General features: G+C 50.4%; 14 protein-coding genes and 1 pseudogene. 8 read left to right on the top strand and 7 right to left on the bottom strand.

All coding sequences use genetic code 11. The features are described from left to right. Positions 1–335 precede the first annotated feature (335 nt). Positions 336–1,127 (top strand): annotated as a pseudogene (locus K7397_RS20080) (metal-binding protein ZinT). Between the two features lie 237 nt (positions 1,128–1,364). Next, a complete protein-coding gene (locus K7397_RS20075; RefSeq protein ID WP_223070397.1) occupies positions 1,365–1,619 on the top strand; it encodes an AbrB/MazE/SpoVT family DNA-binding domain-containing protein in 255 nt (84 codons plus the stop codon). Positions 1,620–1,762: 143 nt separating this feature from the next. Here K7397_RS20075 and K7397_RS20070 read toward each other — a convergent pair whose 3' ends face one another. Beyond that, on the bottom strand, positions 1,763–2,836 hold the full coding sequence (locus K7397_RS20070) for a phosphodiester glycosidase family protein (protein WP_223070396.1): 1,074 nt from the start codon (positions 2,834–2,836) through the stop codon (positions 1,763–1,765). After that, the gene (locus K7397_RS20065) at positions 2,833–3,243 is read right to left on the bottom strand and encodes a hypothetical protein (protein ID WP_223070395.1); all 411 of its coding nucleotides are present in this window, start codon (positions 3,241–3,243) and stop codon (positions 2,833–2,835) included. Before K7397_RS20065 ends, K7397_RS20070 begins: the two co-directional genes overlap by 4 nt. Before the next feature lie 147 nt (positions 3,244–3,390). Here K7397_RS20065 and K7397_RS20060 point away from each other — a divergent pair, with 147 nt between their 5' ends. Then, positions 3,391–4,629 (top strand): aminotransferase-like domain-containing protein, encoded by a 1,239-nt coding sequence (locus K7397_RS20060; protein WP_223070394.1) that lies wholly within the window; start codon positions 3,391–3,393, stop codon positions 4,627–4,629. A 115-nt stretch (positions 4,630–4,744) separates the two neighbouring features. On the opposite strand, the gene K7397_RS20055 is transcribed toward K7397_RS20060, so the two are convergent. Next, the gene (locus tag K7397_RS20055) at positions 4,745–5,488 is read right to left on the bottom strand and encodes a DUF2161 domain-containing phosphodiesterase (RefSeq protein ID WP_223070399.1); all 744 of its coding nucleotides are present in this window, start codon (positions 5,486–5,488) and stop codon (positions 4,745–4,747) included. 310 nt (positions 5,489–5,798) lie between these two features. On the opposite strand from K7397_RS20055, the gene K7397_RS20050 reads away from it, so the two are divergent. Continuing rightward, positions 5,799–7,694 (top strand): PrkA family serine protein kinase, encoded by a 1,896-nt coding sequence (locus K7397_RS20050; RefSeq protein ID WP_223070393.1) that lies wholly within the window; start codon positions 5,799–5,801, stop codon positions 7,692–7,694. Positions 7,695–7,811: 117 nt separating this feature from the next. Here K7397_RS20050 and mntA read toward each other — a convergent pair whose 3' ends face one another. From mntA to K7397_RS20035, 3 genes are all read right to left on the bottom strand, one after another. After that, on the bottom strand, positions 7,812–8,174 hold the full coding sequence (mntA, locus tag K7397_RS20045; protein ID WP_223070392.1) for a type VII toxin-antitoxin system MntA family adenylyltransferase antitoxin: 363 nt from the start codon (positions 8,172–8,174) through the stop codon (positions 7,812–7,814). Positions 8,175–8,394: 220 nt separating this feature from the next. After that, a complete protein-coding gene (locus K7397_RS20040; protein ID WP_223070391.1) occupies positions 8,395–9,435 on the bottom strand; it encodes a HEAT repeat domain-containing protein in 1,041 nt (346 codons plus the stop codon). A 185-nt stretch (positions 9,436–9,620) separates the two neighbouring features. Beyond that, on the bottom strand, positions 9,621–11,072 hold the full coding sequence (locus tag K7397_RS20035; RefSeq protein WP_223070390.1) for a SpoVR family protein: 1,452 nt from the start codon (positions 11,070–11,072) through the stop codon (positions 9,621–9,623). Between the two features lie 157 nt (positions 11,073–11,229). On the opposite strand from K7397_RS20035, the gene K7397_RS20030 reads away from it, so the two are divergent. Continuing rightward, positions 11,230–11,748 (top strand): acyl-CoA thioesterase, encoded by a 519-nt coding sequence (locus K7397_RS20030; protein ID WP_223070389.1) that lies wholly within the window; start codon positions 11,230–11,232, stop codon positions 11,746–11,748. A gap of 100 nt (positions 11,749–11,848) precedes the next feature. Here the strand turns inward: K7397_RS20030 and yhbH are convergent, their stop codons facing one another. Beyond that, entirely contained in the window at positions 11,849–13,012 is a 1,164-nt protein-coding gene (yhbH, locus tag K7397_RS20025; RefSeq protein ID WP_223070388.1) for a sporulation protein YhbH, read from the bottom strand. 317 nt (positions 13,013–13,329) lie between these two features. Here yhbH and K7397_RS20020 point away from each other — a divergent pair, with 317 nt between their 5' ends. The 3 genes from K7397_RS20020 to sdaAA all read left to right on the top strand — a co-directional run bounded on the left by K7397_RS20020 (position 13,330) and on the right by sdaAA (position 16,589). Further along, positions 13,330–14,925 (top strand): amidohydrolase, encoded by a 1,596-nt coding sequence (locus K7397_RS20020; protein ID WP_223070387.1) that lies wholly within the window; start codon positions 13,330–13,332, stop codon positions 14,923–14,925. 77 nt (positions 14,926–15,002) lie between these two features. Further along, positions 15,003–15,719 carry an L-serine ammonia-lyase, iron-sulfur-dependent subunit beta gene (gene sdaAB, locus K7397_RS20015; RefSeq protein WP_223070398.1) on the top strand — a complete coding sequence of 239 codons (717 nt, stop codon included), beginning with the start codon at positions 15,003–15,005 and terminating at the stop codon, positions 15,717–15,719. A 3-nt stretch (positions 15,720–15,722) separates the two neighbouring features. After that, a complete protein-coding gene (sdaAA, locus tag K7397_RS20010; RefSeq protein WP_223070386.1) occupies positions 15,723–16,589 on the top strand; it encodes an L-serine ammonia-lyase, iron-sulfur-dependent, subunit alpha in 867 nt (288 codons plus the stop codon). The last annotated feature ends 417 nt before the right edge of the window (positions 16,590–17,006 follow it).

The raw sequence follows: 17,006 nt of genomic DNA, 5'->3' as shown, positions 1-17,006 counted from the left end.
AACGAACAGAAATTCTGCAGGTCTGCCCTTTTTTATGTCCGAAGTCACCTGAGACGAAAATACACCACCAACTACTCCTTAGATTCTGCTGTCTAATTCTCAATCACGGAATTATGCAAAATGCTCAATTAAAAAAAAATGTACGGTTTAGAAAAAAGTTTAACCGAAATTGTCTCTAATTTCGGTTTTTTCTTATTTAGCTAAAGGGGCAGTTTAGTTTCTGGATAGGATCATCCAATCAGCAATATTGGAACATTTTTCCGTTGATGTTTACAAAAGATATATGTATAATCCTAATCGTAATGTTTACGATTTGAAGAAAAGGGGTGCTATTAATGAAGATTTCATTTGCAAAGGGGTTAAGCATATTAACTATTAGTTCACTATTAGTATTGGCAGGCTGTCAGACTTCAGGTTCATCCGAAAGCAAGTCTAATGAAGCAACACCATCCTCATCAGTTGCAGAAGACTCTTCTAAAACGAAAGAGCAAACATCTGAAAGTCACACACATGAAAGTGAACACGAACACGATCACGACCATAATCACGACCATGATCACGATCATAGTCATGCACATGATGAAGAAACTGAACAAATTTACGAAGGCTATTTTGAAGACAGTCAAGTAAAGGATCGTTCACTCTCTGATTGGGAAGGAGACTGGCAATCTGTATATCCATATCTACATTATGGTACTCTTGACGAAGTATTTTCTTATAAAGCAGAACATAAAGGCGACATGACAGCTGAAGAATATAAGGAGTATTATAATAAAGGGTATCAAACAGATGTTGACCGTATCGTGATTTAAGGGGATACTGTAACGTTCTTCAAAAATGGAAAAGAATATTCTGGTGAGTATATCTCTGATGGGTACGAAATTCTAACATATGATGCGGGAAATAGAGGAGTAAGATATATATTTAAACTAGCAAAAGAAGCTGAAGGAGTTCCTCGGTATATTCAATTTAGTGATCATAGTATCTATCCGAATGAATCTGGTCACTACCACCTGTATTGGGGTGACGACCGTAAAGCTTTATTGGCTGAAGTCATAAACTGGCCTACCTACTACCCATCAGAAATGGATGGACATGATATTGCCCACGAGATGATGGCGCATTAAATTAGGAGCCATGATGATTACTTTGACAAATATGTAAGATACAAAGGTTAATACTGAAGCGTGTTTTGATCCATTTTTTTCAAAACACGTTTTTTTCTATTTGCTCTTTTATTTCAATCTACAGCTAATAAAATAAAATTATGAATAAAAAATATTATTCGGCAGGATTCGAGTGATTTATGTCGAATTATATACCAAACTGCTATCCGCTGTTACTTTTTTGGGAGAGGTGATTAGATGAAACCTGCTGGTGTTGTACGCAAAGTGGATCAATTAGGCCGAATTGTTCTGCCTAAATCGCTTCGCAAACGTTATCAGATGAATGAGGGAGATCCTGTCGAAATTTTGGTGCAGGGAGACCATATTATTTTGGAGCGTTATCGTCCGAAATGTGTATTTTGCGGCTCAATGGAAGAAGTTTCGGAGTTTAAAGAACGTACGGTTTGTAAACAGTGTCTCACCGAAATGAATGCGCTGCGGAAATTGGGCTGATACATAACGTACCCTGACAGGCAACGAAAGGGACAAAGAATATCCTTTGGGAAGGATGCTCTTTGTCCCTTTTTGTGCACAATACACAGTTTATAAGTTTCCGGGGCCCCCGCAAAGTACCTGAATCCGCCTCGAAGTAAAAGTTATTTGAAGAAGAGAAAATGTGTAGGTACGGGCCGAAGGGCTTTGTCGGAAGGACTATTGACCACCCGGTCGTTAAGGATGAGGGACGAAGAACCGCCTCCGTCCAGGTTGTAAGCATCTTTGATCCCGAGGTTGATCAATTTGTTTTGCAGCTCTTCCAGGGTTGCGCCGGACGCGCCATTTTCATCATAGCCGTCGACGACGATGATCAGCAGCTGATCGTCTTTGTAACTGCCAATGACCGTCCGGGGAGCGCGGTAAGGCGTGCTCTTCCATTTCTCCGGCAGGACCATCCGGTTCCCGCTCCTAAGCAGCACCGGAACGAAGCTCGCCCCGAAGACCGGATCGAGCATGTCCAGCTGCTGCTGCGAGTAGAATTTCCCGCCAATCAGCTTGCCGGAAGAGTTTAATCCGACAAAGGCTAAATCTTTGTAGCTCGGTTCAAACCCTGTTACGTACTTTCCGTTCAAGACCGTCGTGCTCAGCGGATATCGCTTCCCGCCTGCATCCGCAAATCCTCCCGCATTGATGCCGGCCACGGCGCCGTAGCGTTTGACGGCCTGCAGCGTCGTTTCCGCTCCGCCAAGCTTGTCTTTGCCCAGAACCATTTTCATTGCCGATGGATCCTTGAGCTTGATCTTCAGGGCGTGCCCTTTGTAAGTTCCCGGGTTCAAGCTGTACAGCTCGATCCGGATCCGGCTGGATTGGACGGTCTGATACGGCACTCCCAGTCTGGAAACGATGCGGTTGTTATATATCGTCTCAGGCCGTGACACCTGCGCTTTGGCCGTGCCTACAATATCATTCATAGTACGGGTGGTTTGTTTGTACAGCACGGATGTCTTTCGAATCGTAGTAACGGTAAACTGGGCGGTTTGCTTCGCCTGGGACAATCCGGCCGAAATCGTCTGTGTGCGTTCCAGAATGGTCTGATCCGAAGCGGCCACGGCGGGCGGCTTTGCCGCCTCCCAGTTCAGGGAGTGGCTGCTGATCCAGAGCGTCAGAAGCAGGCCGAAGAAAGGAGCCGTCGCCAGCAAAAAGAAACGGTTAACCTGTTTGACCCGGATGTTCATCGGAGCAGATCCATTTTCTTCTTCAGCTCGCTGAGCTGCTTTTTGACTTCATTCAGCTGGGTGTACAATTGATTGCTGTTGTCCGTTTTGTTGCTGGCATTATCTTTGGTAAAGGTTAGCAGCTCGTTGAAGGCTTGGACTTTGTTCTCAAGCTCGGCAACTTCTCCGTTCAGTGTTTTGAGCTGGGTCTGGTAGTCGGATTGCATGACCCAAATTTGGGCCTGCCATTTGGCGTCCAGTTCTTGAAGCATCATTTTTTTCATATGATTGCTGTATAAAATGGTAGCAACAATTCCGGCTCCGATCAGCAAAATCCATACGGCCAAAAAAACTTTCACGGATGGTCCCCGAGTTCTCTTGCTGCGTGGTTCCGTTGGCGTGGAAACAGGTTCCGCGGCGTATGGCATTGGATCACCTCTGCAGTTTTCTAATTTTTTTCCAGTCTTCATTCTATCATGGCCCTATTTTTTTTGCAAAATTTGACAAGATTTTCATAGGTTCATAAAGGCAATAAGGTAAACCTGCAAAGGTCAAACTGATAAGGAGGGAACAAGATGCGCCAGGTTGACGGCGGTGAGGCGGGCAGATGGATGGAAAGGATCGGGTCTGACGGAGGAAGGGCTCCTGAAAATGAGCGTCTGATCTCCCTTGCGGAAGAAAGGCCGGATCCGGAGCTTGTTCCGTGGGACGCGCTGCGGGAAGCTTCGGCGGCCGCATGGTCCTCTAGTTCAGACCTTAGAGGTTCAGACGACCCTGCCGGAAGCTTGAACCTGCGCAGCTGGCTGGCGGATGCCATAAGCGAAGCCGGCGGAACAAGAGCCGGCGCGGAAGAGCTTCTGCTTGCGGCAAGCGGTCTCTCGGCGCTCGACCTTGTCCTGCGCTGCAAGGTCAAGCCTGGAGCGGCCGTGCTGGTCGAGGCGCCGGCTGCGCCAGAGACGCTGCGGCTGCTGCGCCTGCATGGCGCCGCCGCAGTCCAGGTCGCAGGCGACCGGGACGGCATGCTGCCGGACGCGCTCGCTGCGGCATGCGGCAGACATGCGCCGCCGCTGGCGATTGTATCGCCGGCGCCGCAGCTAGGCGGCATTGCCGGCGGCGGCTGGAGCCTCGAGCGGCGCGAGGCGCTGCTTGAGGCGGCGCAGCGGAATGGCATGACCGTTGTGGAGGACAACGGTCATGGGATTGCCTGGCGTGCGGAAGAGGGCACGCCAAGCCTGTTCGCGCTGCAGCGGCAGCGCGCCGGCGGCGCCGGGGAGAGCGGCGTCATCCAGATCGGCTCGCTGGAGCCGCATCTGCCGCCGCTCGGCTGGCTCCGCGCCGGCAGCGCCTGCCGCGGCGCGCTGGCCGCGGCGAAGGCGGCGCTGACGCCGCCGGGCGCCGCCCTGTGGGGTGAGCGGGTGCTGGAGCACCTGCTCACCGGGTCTGCCGGGGCGGGCCGGTTCTCGCCGGCCGCCTATGAAGCAGCGATGCGCCGCGAATACGGCGAGCGGCGCGAGCTCGTCCTGTCGCTGCTGAGAGAGCCGTCCTGGCAGGGGACGGCTCCTTTGGAAGGCGGCGGACGCCATATTTGGGCGCGGCTGCCCGAAGGGTGCAGCAGCGATAAATTGCTTCGCGCCTCCCTGCGGGAAGGCGCGGCGTTTCTGCCGGGGCCTCTCACTTACGCCGAGGCCCCGCCGGAAGCGGACCGGCTCATCCGGCTCAGCTTCACGGGCTGCGGCCGCGTGCAGCTGAAGCAGGCGCTGGCGCGAATCGCCGGGGAGCTTGAAGCCTTCACCGCAAGGTGGGATCGGCAGTAGAATAACGAACGACGCAGGGAAATGGAAGTTGGCCCTAGCGGATTAAACGGTTTCCTGCGGCCGATTGCAGGAATGCTCACAGAAACATCAAGGCAGCCCCTTGCCCGCTTCCAGGCTAAAGTTCTGAGCTTGACGCCGTCTGCTTCAGACTGCTGAGCATTTCTTCATATTCTTCAAGCGCAGAGAGCCCTTCCGGCGTAAGGCAGTAGCGGCCCCTGGCGATGCGGCGGAACCAGCCGTAATAATTGCGCTGCATGATGGCTGCGGTTGCGGAAACGCCGGACAGCTCCTTGGCCTGGCGGGGGGACATTTCCCCGCCGCTTTTCACGGCGGCCGCCACCTTGAGCGCTTTTTCCCTATAGGCGGTATAAAGCTTTCGGCCGGTGCTGCCCCCTACGTTATAGTCTCCGGAACGTTCATGAAATTCGTTCATCAGCCGGCTGACCCGAGGTTTGATCACCCGGGGCAGGTAAGAATAGGACGGATCGCTGGCAGCAGGCCGGCACAGCACCTCTACGAACGGAGGCTTCGTTTTATAGAGCGTAACCGTTATGAGACCAAGGCCCAGCCGCTGGCACAGGGCCGTAATTTCACTCCAGCGCTGGTTATGGGCCCCTTTTTTGGCTCGATTTCGCTCCACCGCCACATAAACTTCCTTGCTCAGCGTCTGCCGCTGAAGGCCTTGAAGCAGCAGAGGAAGATTGAAAATCTTTTTGATCTCCACGATCAGAGGTTGTTCCCTTTCAGGATGTATGCCGACAAGATCGCAGTGTCTGACTTCGCTTTTGACGTCATAGCCCTGCCGTTCGAAAAAAAGCTTCAAAGGCTTGTATAATTCGGTTTCATGCTGAACAGCCATGTCCTTGATTCCCCTTTGCGTGTCAGGCAGCATGGCCCACGTTTCCCACAAAGCGGTTTGCCCGGTCTGCCGACAATAATTCCTTTTTCTTAAGTTTACCATAATTACGAAAGGACTCCTGAATTGCTCATACTGGCAGTTCCTTTTATCGGGCATAACCTGGGTGCTCGTTTCAAAAAAGCGGCAATAATCCCGCGGCAGCCGCATAGTTATGTATTAACCTTTTTACAAATGTTTCAGGGCACTAAATCATTAACAGGGCGGCGGGAAGAATGCGAATACTAAAAGCGGAGCACAGGAGGTACCGATCATGGATATTTTCGAACGAATAGCAGCCTATCGGGCAGAACATGAATCGCTAGCATGGAGCGGCACATTTAAAGAATATATCGAACTATTGCGTAAAGATCCCAGACCCGCTATGACAGCGCATGCCCGGGTTTATGAGATGATTCGTTCTTACGGGGTAGAGGAAGAGGGAGGACACAAAAAGTACAAGTTTTTTGAATCGGAACTTTACGGGCTGGACCGGGCGCTGGAGAAGCTGGTTGAGGAATATTTCCATTCTGCTGCAAAGCGGCTGGATGTCCGCAAGCGGATTTTGCTGCTGATGGGGCCAGTCAGCGGCGGGAAGTCCACGCTCGTGACGATGCTGAAACGCGGGCTTGAGCAATTTTCCAAGACCCCGGGCGGCGCCGTGTACGCGATCGAAGGATGCCCGATGCATGAGGATCCGCTTCACATGATTCCGCATGAGCTGCGGCCGGATTTCGAGCAAGAGTTCGGCATTCGCATTGAAGGCGAGTTGTGCCCGGTGTGCCAGCTCAAACTAAAGAACGAATACTACGGGGACATTGAACAGATGGGTGTACAGCGTGTGATATTGTCTGAAGCGAGCCGCGTCGGAATCGGTACATTCAGCCCTTCCGATCCGAAGTCGCAGGATATCGCGGACTTGACCGGAAGCATCGATTTCTCAACCATTACGGAGTACGGATCGGAGTCCGATCCCCGCGCTTACCGGTTCGATGGCGAACTGAACAAAGCGAATCGCGGGTTAATGGAGTTTCAGGAAATGCTCAAATGCGATGAGAAATTTCTGTGGAACCTGCTGTCGCTGACCCAGGAGGGAAACTTCAAGGCCGGGCGCTTTGCGCTCATCAGCGCGGATGAACTGATCATTGCCCACACGAATGAAGCCGAGTACAAGACGTTTATTGCGAACAAAAAGAACGAGGCGCTGCAATCCCGAATGATTGTCATGCCGATCCCCTACAATCTTAAAGTGTCGAAAGAAGAGAAGATTTATGCCAAGCTGATCTCGCAGAGCGACATGAGCAAGGTTCACATAGCGCCTCATGCGCTTCGGGCAGCCGCGACCTTTTCTATTTTGACAAGGCTCAAGGAGAGCAAAAAGCAGGGAATTGATCTATATAAAAAAATGCGGTTGTATGACGGAGAGGAGATTGAAGGCTTTAAAGAAGCCGATCTTAAGGAACTCCAAAACGAATACCTGGATGAAGGCATGTCCGGTGTCGATCCGCGGTATGTCATTAACCGCATCTCAAGCGCCCTCATCAAGCAAAATTTGGACTCTATCAACGCGCTCGATATACTCCGGGCGATCAAGGACGGTCTTGACCAGCATCCCTCCATTACGAAAGAAGAGCGGGAGCGTTATCTGAATTTCATTTCCATCGCCCGCAAGGAGTATGATGAGCTGGCGAAGAAGGAAGTTCAGAAGGCTTTTGTTTATTCCTTTGAAGAGTCGGCCAAAACCTTGTTTGAGAATTACCTGGACAATATTGAGGCCTTCTGCAGCTGGACCAAAATCCGTGATCCGCTCACCGACGAGGAGCTTGATCCGGATGAGCGCCTGATGCGTTCGATTGAAGAACAGATCGGCATTTCCGAGAATGCCAAGAAGGCGTTCCGCGAGGAAATTATGATCCGGATTTCCACCTATTCCAGAAAGAACAAGAAGTTTGAATACCATCATCATGACCGGCTCCGCGAAGCGATTGAGAAAAAGCTGTTTGCCGATCTCAAGGATATCGTCAAGATTACCACTTCTACGAAAACGCCGGATGAAGCTCAACTGAAAAGGATTAACGAGGTTATCAAAAGACTGGTCGATGAGCATGGTTATTCGACCGTTTCCGCCAATGAGCTGCTTCGTTATGTAGGCAGCTTGCTGAACCGCTGATCGGGCATGACCGGGGATCCCGGTCTCTTTTTGTGGCCTCCGTAAAAAACACAAAGAAGAAGCCCTGCGACGGGCCTGGTTTAAGGCCGCTTGCAAGGCTTCTTCGCTCATAGCGTACTATGCCTGATTTTGCAGTACATAATCCTTTAGCGCGCGCTTGAATACATATTGGCGGGTAAGGGGCTTCTTGTCGTACAGCAGGACACCGCTGCTGACGATCTGTGCTTTGTAGAAAGGATGAACCTGATTGAAATCCACGATCATCACATCCCTGTTGAGGTAGCCCGATAATTCGGTTGCAGCAAGTTCATGAGCTTCTGACGAAAGAGAGGAGTCAGACAAAAAAGCGACATCCACATTGCTGTCCTTCCATAATGATTGCTCTGCTGCTGAACCGAACAGAATGACGGAATAGGCATGAAGGTTACGGGCGAGACAGCGCACAATTTGAATTTTTTGTTCCTCGGTCAACCCGGTCATGACTTCCACTCCTTCGAATTCATCAATTCCTTGATAATACAATATATAAAATTTGCTTAAATGTAAACAAATTTGACACCAATAAGTGATTGGATTATTTTTCGGCACATAAAATTACATTTATTAGAAAATAACTGTATTGGTTGACGCGGTTTTGTAAATAATATTTACTTTATATTTACGCGAAATGACCGGGTTGTGTGAATGGGGAGAAGCCTTATTAAAGAAACGTTCTTCTCCAGCCTTCGAGCTGCGGCAAGGAGACGCCGTTCAAGACGCAGTTGATATAGAGCGGTTCCCTCAGGTCAAGAAAGTCGTTGTCGTAGCCGGCTTCAATCAGTTTGGCGACCACCGGGATGCTTTGCTTGGAGCCCATAAAGCACAGGCTGCCTGCCAGTTTGGTTGCATGCGTCAAATTTTTTTCTTTCTGAAGCAGCCGGATTACGGACATTTCAGCAGACGGCAGCGGAATTCGTCCCAAGCAGTCGGCGGCATAGAGCTTGAAATAATCGTCCTGTTCGGTTTCATAACGCGCCGCAAGACGGGTGATTACGTCTTCCGTGCCGATCCGGACGAGGGCGTCGCATGCCTGCTCCGCCAGCAGATCGTTATCGGCAGCCAAATACTCGATCAGTATCGGCACCGCGGCTGACAGCTTCATCTTACCGGCGAGCTGAGCGTAATAGACCGCTTCATAGTTCCCGGGATCGGCGGGATCGGCGCCGTCCAGCTTTTTCATCACCTGCTTAGAGGAAATCGCCTGTTTCTTGACGATCTCGTTCACCAGGTAATCGAGATAATCAAATTCCAGATCTCCGTAATCAAGCCCGCGGCTGGCAGCAAGCATCTGCTCGAAGGCCGCCTTTAGCTCGCCTTGGTTCAACTGGCCGATACGGATATGTTCTTCGGCTTTCGCCGCCGTTTCAGGGGAAAAGGTCTGAAGCGACTCAAGCACAGGCTCCAGCAGAGTGGGAGCGCTGTTCAGCAAAATTTGAGCCAGATGAACGCGGGCATTGCCTTTTACCGAACCGCTGCGGAGCATGTCCATGATTTCAGCTACCGTGGACGAGGTTTGCGGGAATTGGTATGCCATGTGCAGATAAGTTTGGTCCGGATTCGCGCTGCTCCGGAGTTTGCTCAGCAGAAGCTTCATGATTCCGTCGGCGTAATTGAAGGTTTCGGCAAAATATTGGATCGCGCCATTGCTGACGATACTGTCGTCATGCTGCAGGTAGGGTATGACCTGTTCGGATGTATGCATGGTTATGGACAAGTCCTTTCCTTAATCTAAAAATTCCATTGATTGGGCCTTATGGTTGCTCCATTATAACATATAAGACATTCCCGTCTTTACCGTTAAGCGGGCATAATCAAACAGATGCCCAAGCGAAAGGGTTCTCCCGTAGGGGCATCTGCTATGTGGCTGGCGGGAACGGCTGCAGTTTTTCAGGCCTGTATAATTTTGCGGGAATGCTTCTTCCCGTCGTAGCTGAACAAGGCTTTCTGTCCTTCGACAACGGTCTCGATATGAACGGGGTGGCCCCAAAGGCTGTACACGTAAGGAAGAGTGCGCTCCAAATATTTTAGATCCAGCTCAATTCCTTCATATTGATGCTGCAGCAGCAGCTCGCCCGTTCGGTGGTAATCCCCATCGGAAACGACAATATACGGACAACCGCCATTCACCCGGGAATAGACGAGCTGATCGCGGATGTTCTCCCACGTTTTGTCGGTGATTTTCCATTCCGGCCCCTGTTTCTCGAAAACATATAAATCGAGGTCTTTGACCAGGTCTTTCGTCAGGTAGTTGCGAATGAACGAGGTGTCCATATCCAGTTCGCGAACTTCGAAAATTTTCTCGCGGCCCTTGCCGGGCTTGCGCCCTAGCCGTTCGCGTTCCTCCTCGGTCGGGGAATCCCAGCGCCGCTCGATGTCCTCAAATATTTTCAAACCTAGATAGTAGGGGTTCAGGCTTTGGGTGGACGGCTGCACAACCGAAGAATTGAGCTTCGCGTATTCAATCGTTTCCTCGCTGGTCAGATCCAGTTCGCGAATAATGCGCTGGTGCCAATACGAGGCCCAGCCTTCGTTCATGATCTTGGTCTCCATCTGCGGCCAGAAATACAGCATTTCTTCCCGGAGCATGCTCATGATGTCGCGCTGCCAGTCTTCCAGCATCTCCGAATATTCCTGGATAAACCACATGATATCCTTTTCCGGTTCAGGAGGGAACGGGATGCGGACGGCTTCTTCATCTGCGTCCTGATGATCCGCTTGCAAATCGTCCAAAGACCAAAGATCGTAATATTCGCCCTCCGGCGGACCTTCCTTTAGAGACTGCTTTGCCTCTTTTATTTTCTCTTCCATATATCTGCGTTTATCGAGCTTGCGCGGTTTGATGATCTGGGGATCCACTTGTTCCTGGATGGCCAGAACGGCATCGATAAATTTTTCGACCGTTTGGGCGCCATAATTCATTTCATATTGCGCGATTCGTTCGGCGGTAGCGGACATGCTCTCCACCATATCCCGGTTGGAACTCGAGAAACGGACGTTGTTTTTGAAGAAATCACAGTGAGCGAGCACATGGGCCACGATCAGTTTATTCTGGATCAAGGAGTTGCCGTCGAGCAGAAAGGCATAGCAGGGATTGGAATTGATCACAAGCTCGTAAATTTTGCTGAGCCCGAGGTCATACTGCATTTTCATTTTATTGAAGCTTTTACCGAAGCTCCAATGGCTAAAGCGAGTGGGCATGCCGTAAGCGCCGAATGTATAAATGATGTCAGCCGGGCAAATCTCATACCGCATGGGATAAAAGTCAAGACCGAATCCTTTGGCGATTTCGGTGATTTGGGCTATGGCCCGTTCCAGTTGCTCTATTTCATCCTGATACATTTCGATCCCTCCGCATGGTCTAAATTCGGTCAGTCTATACTTATGGCAAGCCTGGCAGGAACATGACAACGCGCCCGAGGCTGCATGAAATTCTGTGAAATGTAGTATAATCGTGTCAAAATGACTATCAGTCGATAAAGAGAAGGATGAGAAGGATATGGAGCGCGCTTGCAAATATGTGAGAGAAACCCGCTGTTTCAAGACAGCCAGAGTGTTTCCGAGTGATGTAAACAACCATAATACCTTGTTTGGCGGCAGGCTGATGTCCTACATCGATGATATAGCTTCCATTGCGGCAGCCAAGCTGTGCAGAGGAAATACGGTCACGGCTTCAACGGACTCCGTTGATTTTTTGTACCCGATCACCCCGAGCGATTCCGTTATGCTTGAGGCCTTCGTGACGTGGACCGGCCGAAGCTCCATGGAAATTTTCGTGAAAATCGTGCGCGAAAATTTAAAGACAGGCGACAAGGTCATTGCTGCGACCGCTTTTCTGACTTTTGTGGCCATGGATGAGAATAATCAGAAATTGCTGGTACCGGAAGTGATTCCTGAAACGGAAGAGGAAATCAAGCTTCACCAAACGGCTCCCGCCAGGGCGGAGCAGCGCCGGCATCGCCGTCAGGCAAGCCGGGAACTTGCTGCCTTTTTGACAACCGAATACCCCTGGGAGTAATACACAAAAGGCCGGTTCACTTGAATCCGGCCTTTTATTTCGTTAGGTTCGGCTGCCGCAAAGAAAGTCCTGCCCTCCTGGTCGGGAATAAAGCGACTGACTACACGCTTGCCTCGCGTTTTAGAAAGAAATGCTTCAATGCATGGTAAACCTCGCCGCGCTCCTTGATTACATAATGGATAAACTCAGTTTTTTTAATATTGCGGTAGGCGGACATCAGCGTGCTGCTTCGGTTGTATTGGTTCACTTCCCCGTAGCCAAAAATATTGCTTCGTTTCAAAAGTTCGTCAATCAGCTTGACGCATCGTTCATTGTCAGAAGTCAAATTATCGCCGTCCGAGAAATGGAACGGATAAATATTGTAGCTGGACGGCGAGTAGCGGCTGTCAATGATCTCAAGCGCTTTAAGATAGGCCGAGGAACAGATCGTTCCGCCGCTTTCACCCCGGGTGAAGAAATCCTCTTCGGACACTTCTTTAGCTTCGGTATGGTGGGCAATAAATACAATTTCCACTTTTTCATATTGTTTTCGCAAAAATCGGGTCATCCAGAAGAAGAAGCTTCTTGCGCAGTACTTTTCGAATGAACCCATAGATCCCGAGGTATCCATCATAGCTATAATGACGGCATTGGACCGGGGAATCACGATTTCTTCCCATGTTTTATAGCGCAGATCGTCCGGCGAAATGCCGTGTATGCCTGGCTGGCCCTGACGGGAGTTGCGGCGGAGATTCTCGAGAATGGTGCGTTTCTTGTCGATGTTGGACATAATGCCTTTTTTACGGATGTCATTAAAACGGATCGCCTCGGTTTCCAGTTCCTGTTTGTCTTTATTCTTAAGATGGGGAAGCTCCATTTCGCTGAACAGAATCTCTTCCAGATCTTCGATATTCACTTCGGCTTCGACGACGTCCTCGCCCGGCTGATCTCCTGCTTCTCCGCCTTTCCCGCCTTTGCCCGATTTGCCTGGCCGCTCCCTGGCAATGACATCGCCTACTTCGGAGCTGCCGTCACCCTGGCCGACATGCTTTTGCTTGTTAAAGTTATGGACAAACCGGTATTCTTCCAGATTGCGCAGCGGGATTTTCACAATTTGTTTGCCGTCCGACATGATAATATTTTCTTCGGAAATCAAATCGGACAGGTTCTCTTTGATGGCATCTTTAATTTTTTGCTGATGGCGCTGTTGATCCTGGTAACCTTTCCGGTGCAGGGACCAATCTTCGCGCGAAACAACGAAATTGTAAGCCTGCGATGAAGACATTAGCGGCACCTCCCCGTAGAAGTCAATTGCCTCAAAGTGAAACCTATTGTAAGTAAAGTATATTCACATGGGTTACAGATATGTGAGGGATCTTTTTCATTTAAAAGAAAGGAGACTTGCGTTTTTTCTTATATAATATTTATTTCGCTTAGCTTTGATAACAGGGGAGAACGATTTTAACGCGGTGACGCGGGTAGCTTTCTGAATCGGAAATCCGGTTGTATAATCGAGTCTAGGATGATGGTGAATATGATGTCGAAGATGATACGTACACGACTTTTTAATAGAGCCGGCACGATATGGAGAGGAGCTGAGACATGTCTTCACTTTTATTTGTAAATGGCATTTTCTCTTTTAATTCTGGAGAAGAGAATAGCGATGCGGTTTATGTGGAGAACGGAATGATTCGCGCGGTGGGTCGTTCGGCCGATTTGAAACTTGAGCTTGCAGGCAAGGGGATCAAAATTGTGGACTGGGGCGGGAGTTATGTCCTTCCGGGTCTGGTCGATTCCCATATGCATCTCGGTATGCACGGCATGAAGCTCGATATGCTTGATTTTACGGGAGTTTCTTCCAAGGAAGAGATGCTGCGCCTCATACGGGAACGTGCAGCGGTAACGCCGCCGGGCGAATGGATTTTGGGGCTTAACTGGAATGAAAATGAATTCAATCCGCAGGCAGCTCCTGATCTCGCCGAACTCGATGCGATCTCGGACAGGCACCCCATTTTTTTGACACGGACCTGTTTTCACGCCTTTTTGGCCAATTCAGAAGCGTTTCGCCGGGCAGGCATTTCGGATGACACGCCAGATCCGGATTCAGGTGCGTTTGGGCGTAACGAGTCCGGAGGATTGAACGGTTGGGTTTATGAGAATGCGAGCGCGCTCTTGTATAAGATACAGCCCGAACCCGATTACCATGGGAAAAAGGAAGCGATTCGCCGGGCTTGTCTGGATGCGCTGCGGCTCGGCTTGACTGGTTCTCATACGGAGGATTTGAGATTTCTAGGCAGCGTGGAGACGATGCTGTGCATTCATCGCGAGCTCCGGGAAGAAGGAATCGCTTTTCGCACCCATCAGCTGATCTATCATCCTTTTCTTGATGAAGCAAAGGAGCTGGGTATTCAAGCGGGCGCGGGCGATGAATGGCTCCGGATCGGGGCTGCCAAAATCTTTGCAGACGGGGCTATCGGTGGACGCACGGCTTTGTTGAAGGAGCCTTACAGCGATGCCCCGGATACGAGGGGGATGGCGATTCAGACGGAGGAGCAGCTGCACTTAATTGTTGCCAAAGCCCGGAAGCTCGGCTATCCCGTTGCGGTTCATGCTATCGGCGATGGGGCGGCTGATTTAACACTCACTGCAATGGACAAGAACCCGCTGAACCCTGCTTCAGGTCTGCCTGACCGTTTTATACACGCGCAGGTTTTGGACCATTCGCTGGCAGCACGGATGAAGCGTCTTCCTTTGATCGCCGATATCCAGCCCCGGTTTGTCGCGAGTGACTTTCCATGGGTGCTGGATCGGGTGGGCGAGCAGCGGACGGGCTATTTGTATGCCTGGAGGAAGCTGCTGAATGCAGGGGTTGTTTGCGCTGGAGGCAGCGACGCCCCGATTGAACCGCTTGACCCGTTCCTCGGCATTCATGCCGCTGTAACAAGATGTAAACCCGGGCAGCAGCATGAAGGTTACTTGCCGCAAGAAAAGCTGTCACTGCAGGAGGCGGTTGATTTGTTCACCAAGGGCAGCGCCTCGGCGGTTTCTGAAGGAAAGACCCGGGGCTTTATTGCGGCCGGCAAAGCGGCTGATTTCACGGTTATCGACCGGAACATTGCAGAGGATCCGCAAGAGCTGCTTAACGTCAAGGTCAGAATGACCGTGGTGAACGGCCATATCGGATATTCGGCGGATTGACCTGAAGCTTGCACATTGTTCTTAAATGGACCATATGTTGTATTACTTGATAGTATAGTACGGAGGCTCCTTTAGTGATGCGATTTAAGGATGTATTTTCAATTATTGGGCCGGTTATGGTGGGGCCTTCCAGCTCCCATACGGCAGGGGCGGCGAGAATCGGCCGCGCGGCTCGCCATTTATTCGGACGGCAGCCGGATAAAGCGGTCATTGTGTTTTTTGGATCTTTTGCAGCTACCTATCAGGGGCACGGTACAGATCGTGCTATCGTCGGAGGGCTGCTGGATTATGACACCGACGATTCGCGGATTCCCGATGCTTTGGAAATCGCCGGGCAGTCGGGGCTGGTTGTATCTTTTGAAGAGGGACGGGGCGCTATTCGCCATCCCAATACGGCCCGCTTGATTTTGTCGGCAGATGGCGGCAAGCAGAGACTTACAATGACAGGCATTTCGATTGGCGGCGGCAATGTTGAAATTATTGAAGTTGATGATTTTAACATTAAAATGACCGGGACATACCCGACGCTAGTCATACAGCATCATGATCATCCCGGAGTGATCGCATATATAACCAACACATTAAGCTCAAGAGGGACCAATATTGCCCATATGTCCGTGGATCGTAAAAGCCGCAGCGGAAACGCGATGACGGTAGTTGAAATTGACGGGGAGATTCACCCAGAGATTGTCGGTCAGATCGGCAAAATGGACGGGTTGGTTTCAATCGCAACTGTCGATCTGTCCCAAAAGTCAATCTCTTCTGAATGGATGGTACTGCCTAAGGAGGATTAAAAAATGAATTTTAAAACGCTGGATGAGTTGGCATCCCTTTGCGCGGAGCGGAGCTTATCCATCGGCCGGTTAATGGTTGAGGAGCAAAGCCTGGAATCGGGCCGATCGCCCGAAGCTGAGTTTTCTACAATGGCTCAATATTACGAGGTTATGAAAGAGGCGGTAGAACGGGGACTTACGGAAAATACGACATCGCCGAGCGGGTTGACCGGTATGGACGCTCAGCGAGTGGTGAACTACGGCACCCAACAGGAAATGAATCTGGGCGGTGCTGCGGGAGAAGTGATGGCTTACGCGCTGGCCGTATCTGAAGTGAATGCTTCCATGGGAAGGATTGTAGCCACGCCTACTGCAGGATCGTGCGGGGTGATTCCGGGTGTTTTTGTGAGCTCCCAGAAACGGTTTGGCTGGAGCGACGAACATATGGTGTATGGCCTGTTTGCTGCCGGCGCAATTGGTTATGTCATTGCCAACAATTCATTCATTTCTGGCGCTGAAGGCGGCTGCCAGGCAGAGATTGGATCGGCAATCGGGATGGCTGCCGGGGCACTGGTCGAACTTCGGGGAGGAACGCCCGCTCAGGCCGTTCATGCCGTGGGGCTTGCTTTGAAGAATACGCTTGGCCTGATCTGTGATCCGGTTGGAGGTCTGGTGGAAGTCCCTTGTATTGTACGTAACGGATTTGGCGCGGTCACAGCGCTTGCTGCGGCTGACATGGCGCTTGCAGGCGTCCGGAGCGTCATTCCATCGGATGAGGTAATTCAGGTTATGATGGAGGTAGGATCATCCATGCCTGAAAAACACCGTGAAACCGCAAAAGGCGGTCTTGCCCAAACGCCGACGGGACGTAAAATCATGCAGGATCTTTAGAATTTCGGCAAAAAGCCGCCGTTTCTTCTTGACTTTATAAGGAAGGGATCGGCGGCTTGGAATTGGTATGTATAGTTTGGAAGATTTTTTTTTGGGAAAATGCTTGCTAACTGTCTTGGGTATGTGGTATATTCTTATTCCGGCCGTTTGATACTAAGTATGGCTGATCCGATTGGACAAGAACTTGTGTGATTGAAAATTATTTTTTTTAAAAAAAGTTCTTGCCAAACGGTTGTGAAAGTGATATGATATAAGAGTTGTCGCTGAAATGAAGCGATAAACAAAAAATGAGTTTGATCTTTGAAAACTGAACAACGAGTGAGAGGATTTTACGGATGTAAAATCCGGATTTAAGAGAATTTAGGATGGCTTGAATGTTCATTCGAGTTTCATCTAATCTCGTCAGATTCAAAATGA

It is taken from the genome of Paenibacillus caui (assembly GCF_019904135.1).
GTDB classification, from domain to species: domain Bacteria; phylum Bacillota; class Bacilli; order Paenibacillales; family Paenibacillaceae; genus Fontibacillus; species Fontibacillus caui.
Note: the sequence above shows the minus strand (reverse complement) of the source record. Positions and strands in the feature narration are given on the sequence as shown.

What these genes read in the sequence shown, in the direction of transcription:
- K7397_RS20075 (WP_223070397.1), top strand. Translation starts at nt 1,365, where the DNA reads ATGAAACCTGCTGGTGTTGTACGCAAAGTGGATCAATTAGGCCGAATT.
- K7397_RS20070 (WP_223070396.1), bottom strand. Translation starts at nt 2,836, where the DNA reads ATGAACATCCGGGTCAAACAGGTTAACCGTTTCTTTTTGCTGGCGACG.
- K7397_RS20065 (WP_223070395.1), bottom strand. Translation starts at nt 3,243, where the DNA reads ATGCCATACGCCGCGGAACCTGTTTCCACGCCAACGGAACCACGCAGC.
- K7397_RS20060 (WP_223070394.1), top strand. Translation starts at nt 3,391, where the DNA reads ATGCGCCAGGTTGACGGCGGTGAGGCGGGCAGATGGATGGAAAGGATC.
- K7397_RS20055 (WP_223070399.1), bottom strand. Translation starts at nt 5,488, where the DNA reads ATGGCTGTTCAGCATGAAACCGAATTATACAAGCCTTTGAAGCTTTTT.
- K7397_RS20050 (WP_223070393.1), top strand. Translation starts at nt 5,799, where the DNA reads ATGGATATTTTCGAACGAATAGCAGCCTATCGGGCAGAACATGAATCG.
- mntA (WP_223070392.1), bottom strand. Translation starts at nt 8,174, where the DNA reads ATGACCGGGTTGACCGAGGAACAAAAAATTCAAATTGTGCGCTGTCTC.
- K7397_RS20040 (WP_223070391.1), bottom strand. Translation starts at nt 9,435, where the DNA reads ATGCATACATCCGAACAGGTCATACCCTACCTGCAGCATGACGACAGT.
- K7397_RS20035 (WP_223070390.1), bottom strand. Translation starts at nt 11,072, where the DNA reads ATGTATCAGGATGAAATAGAGCAACTGGAACGGGCCATAGCCCAAATC.
- K7397_RS20030 (WP_223070389.1), top strand. Translation starts at nt 11,230, where the DNA reads ATGGAGCGCGCTTGCAAATATGTGAGAGAAACCCGCTGTTTCAAGACA.
- yhbH (WP_223070388.1), bottom strand. Translation starts at nt 13,012, where the DNA reads ATGTCTTCATCGCAGGCTTACAATTTCGTTGTTTCGCGCGAAGATTGG.
- K7397_RS20020 (WP_223070387.1), top strand. Translation starts at nt 13,330, where the DNA reads ATGTCTTCACTTTTATTTGTAAATGGCATTTTCTCTTTTAATTCTGGA.
- sdaAB (WP_223070398.1), top strand. Translation starts at nt 15,003, where the DNA reads ATGCGATTTAAGGATGTATTTTCAATTATTGGGCCGGTTATGGTGGGG.
- sdaAA (WP_223070386.1), top strand. Translation starts at nt 15,723, where the DNA reads ATGAATTTTAAAACGCTGGATGAGTTGGCATCCCTTTGCGCGGAGCGG.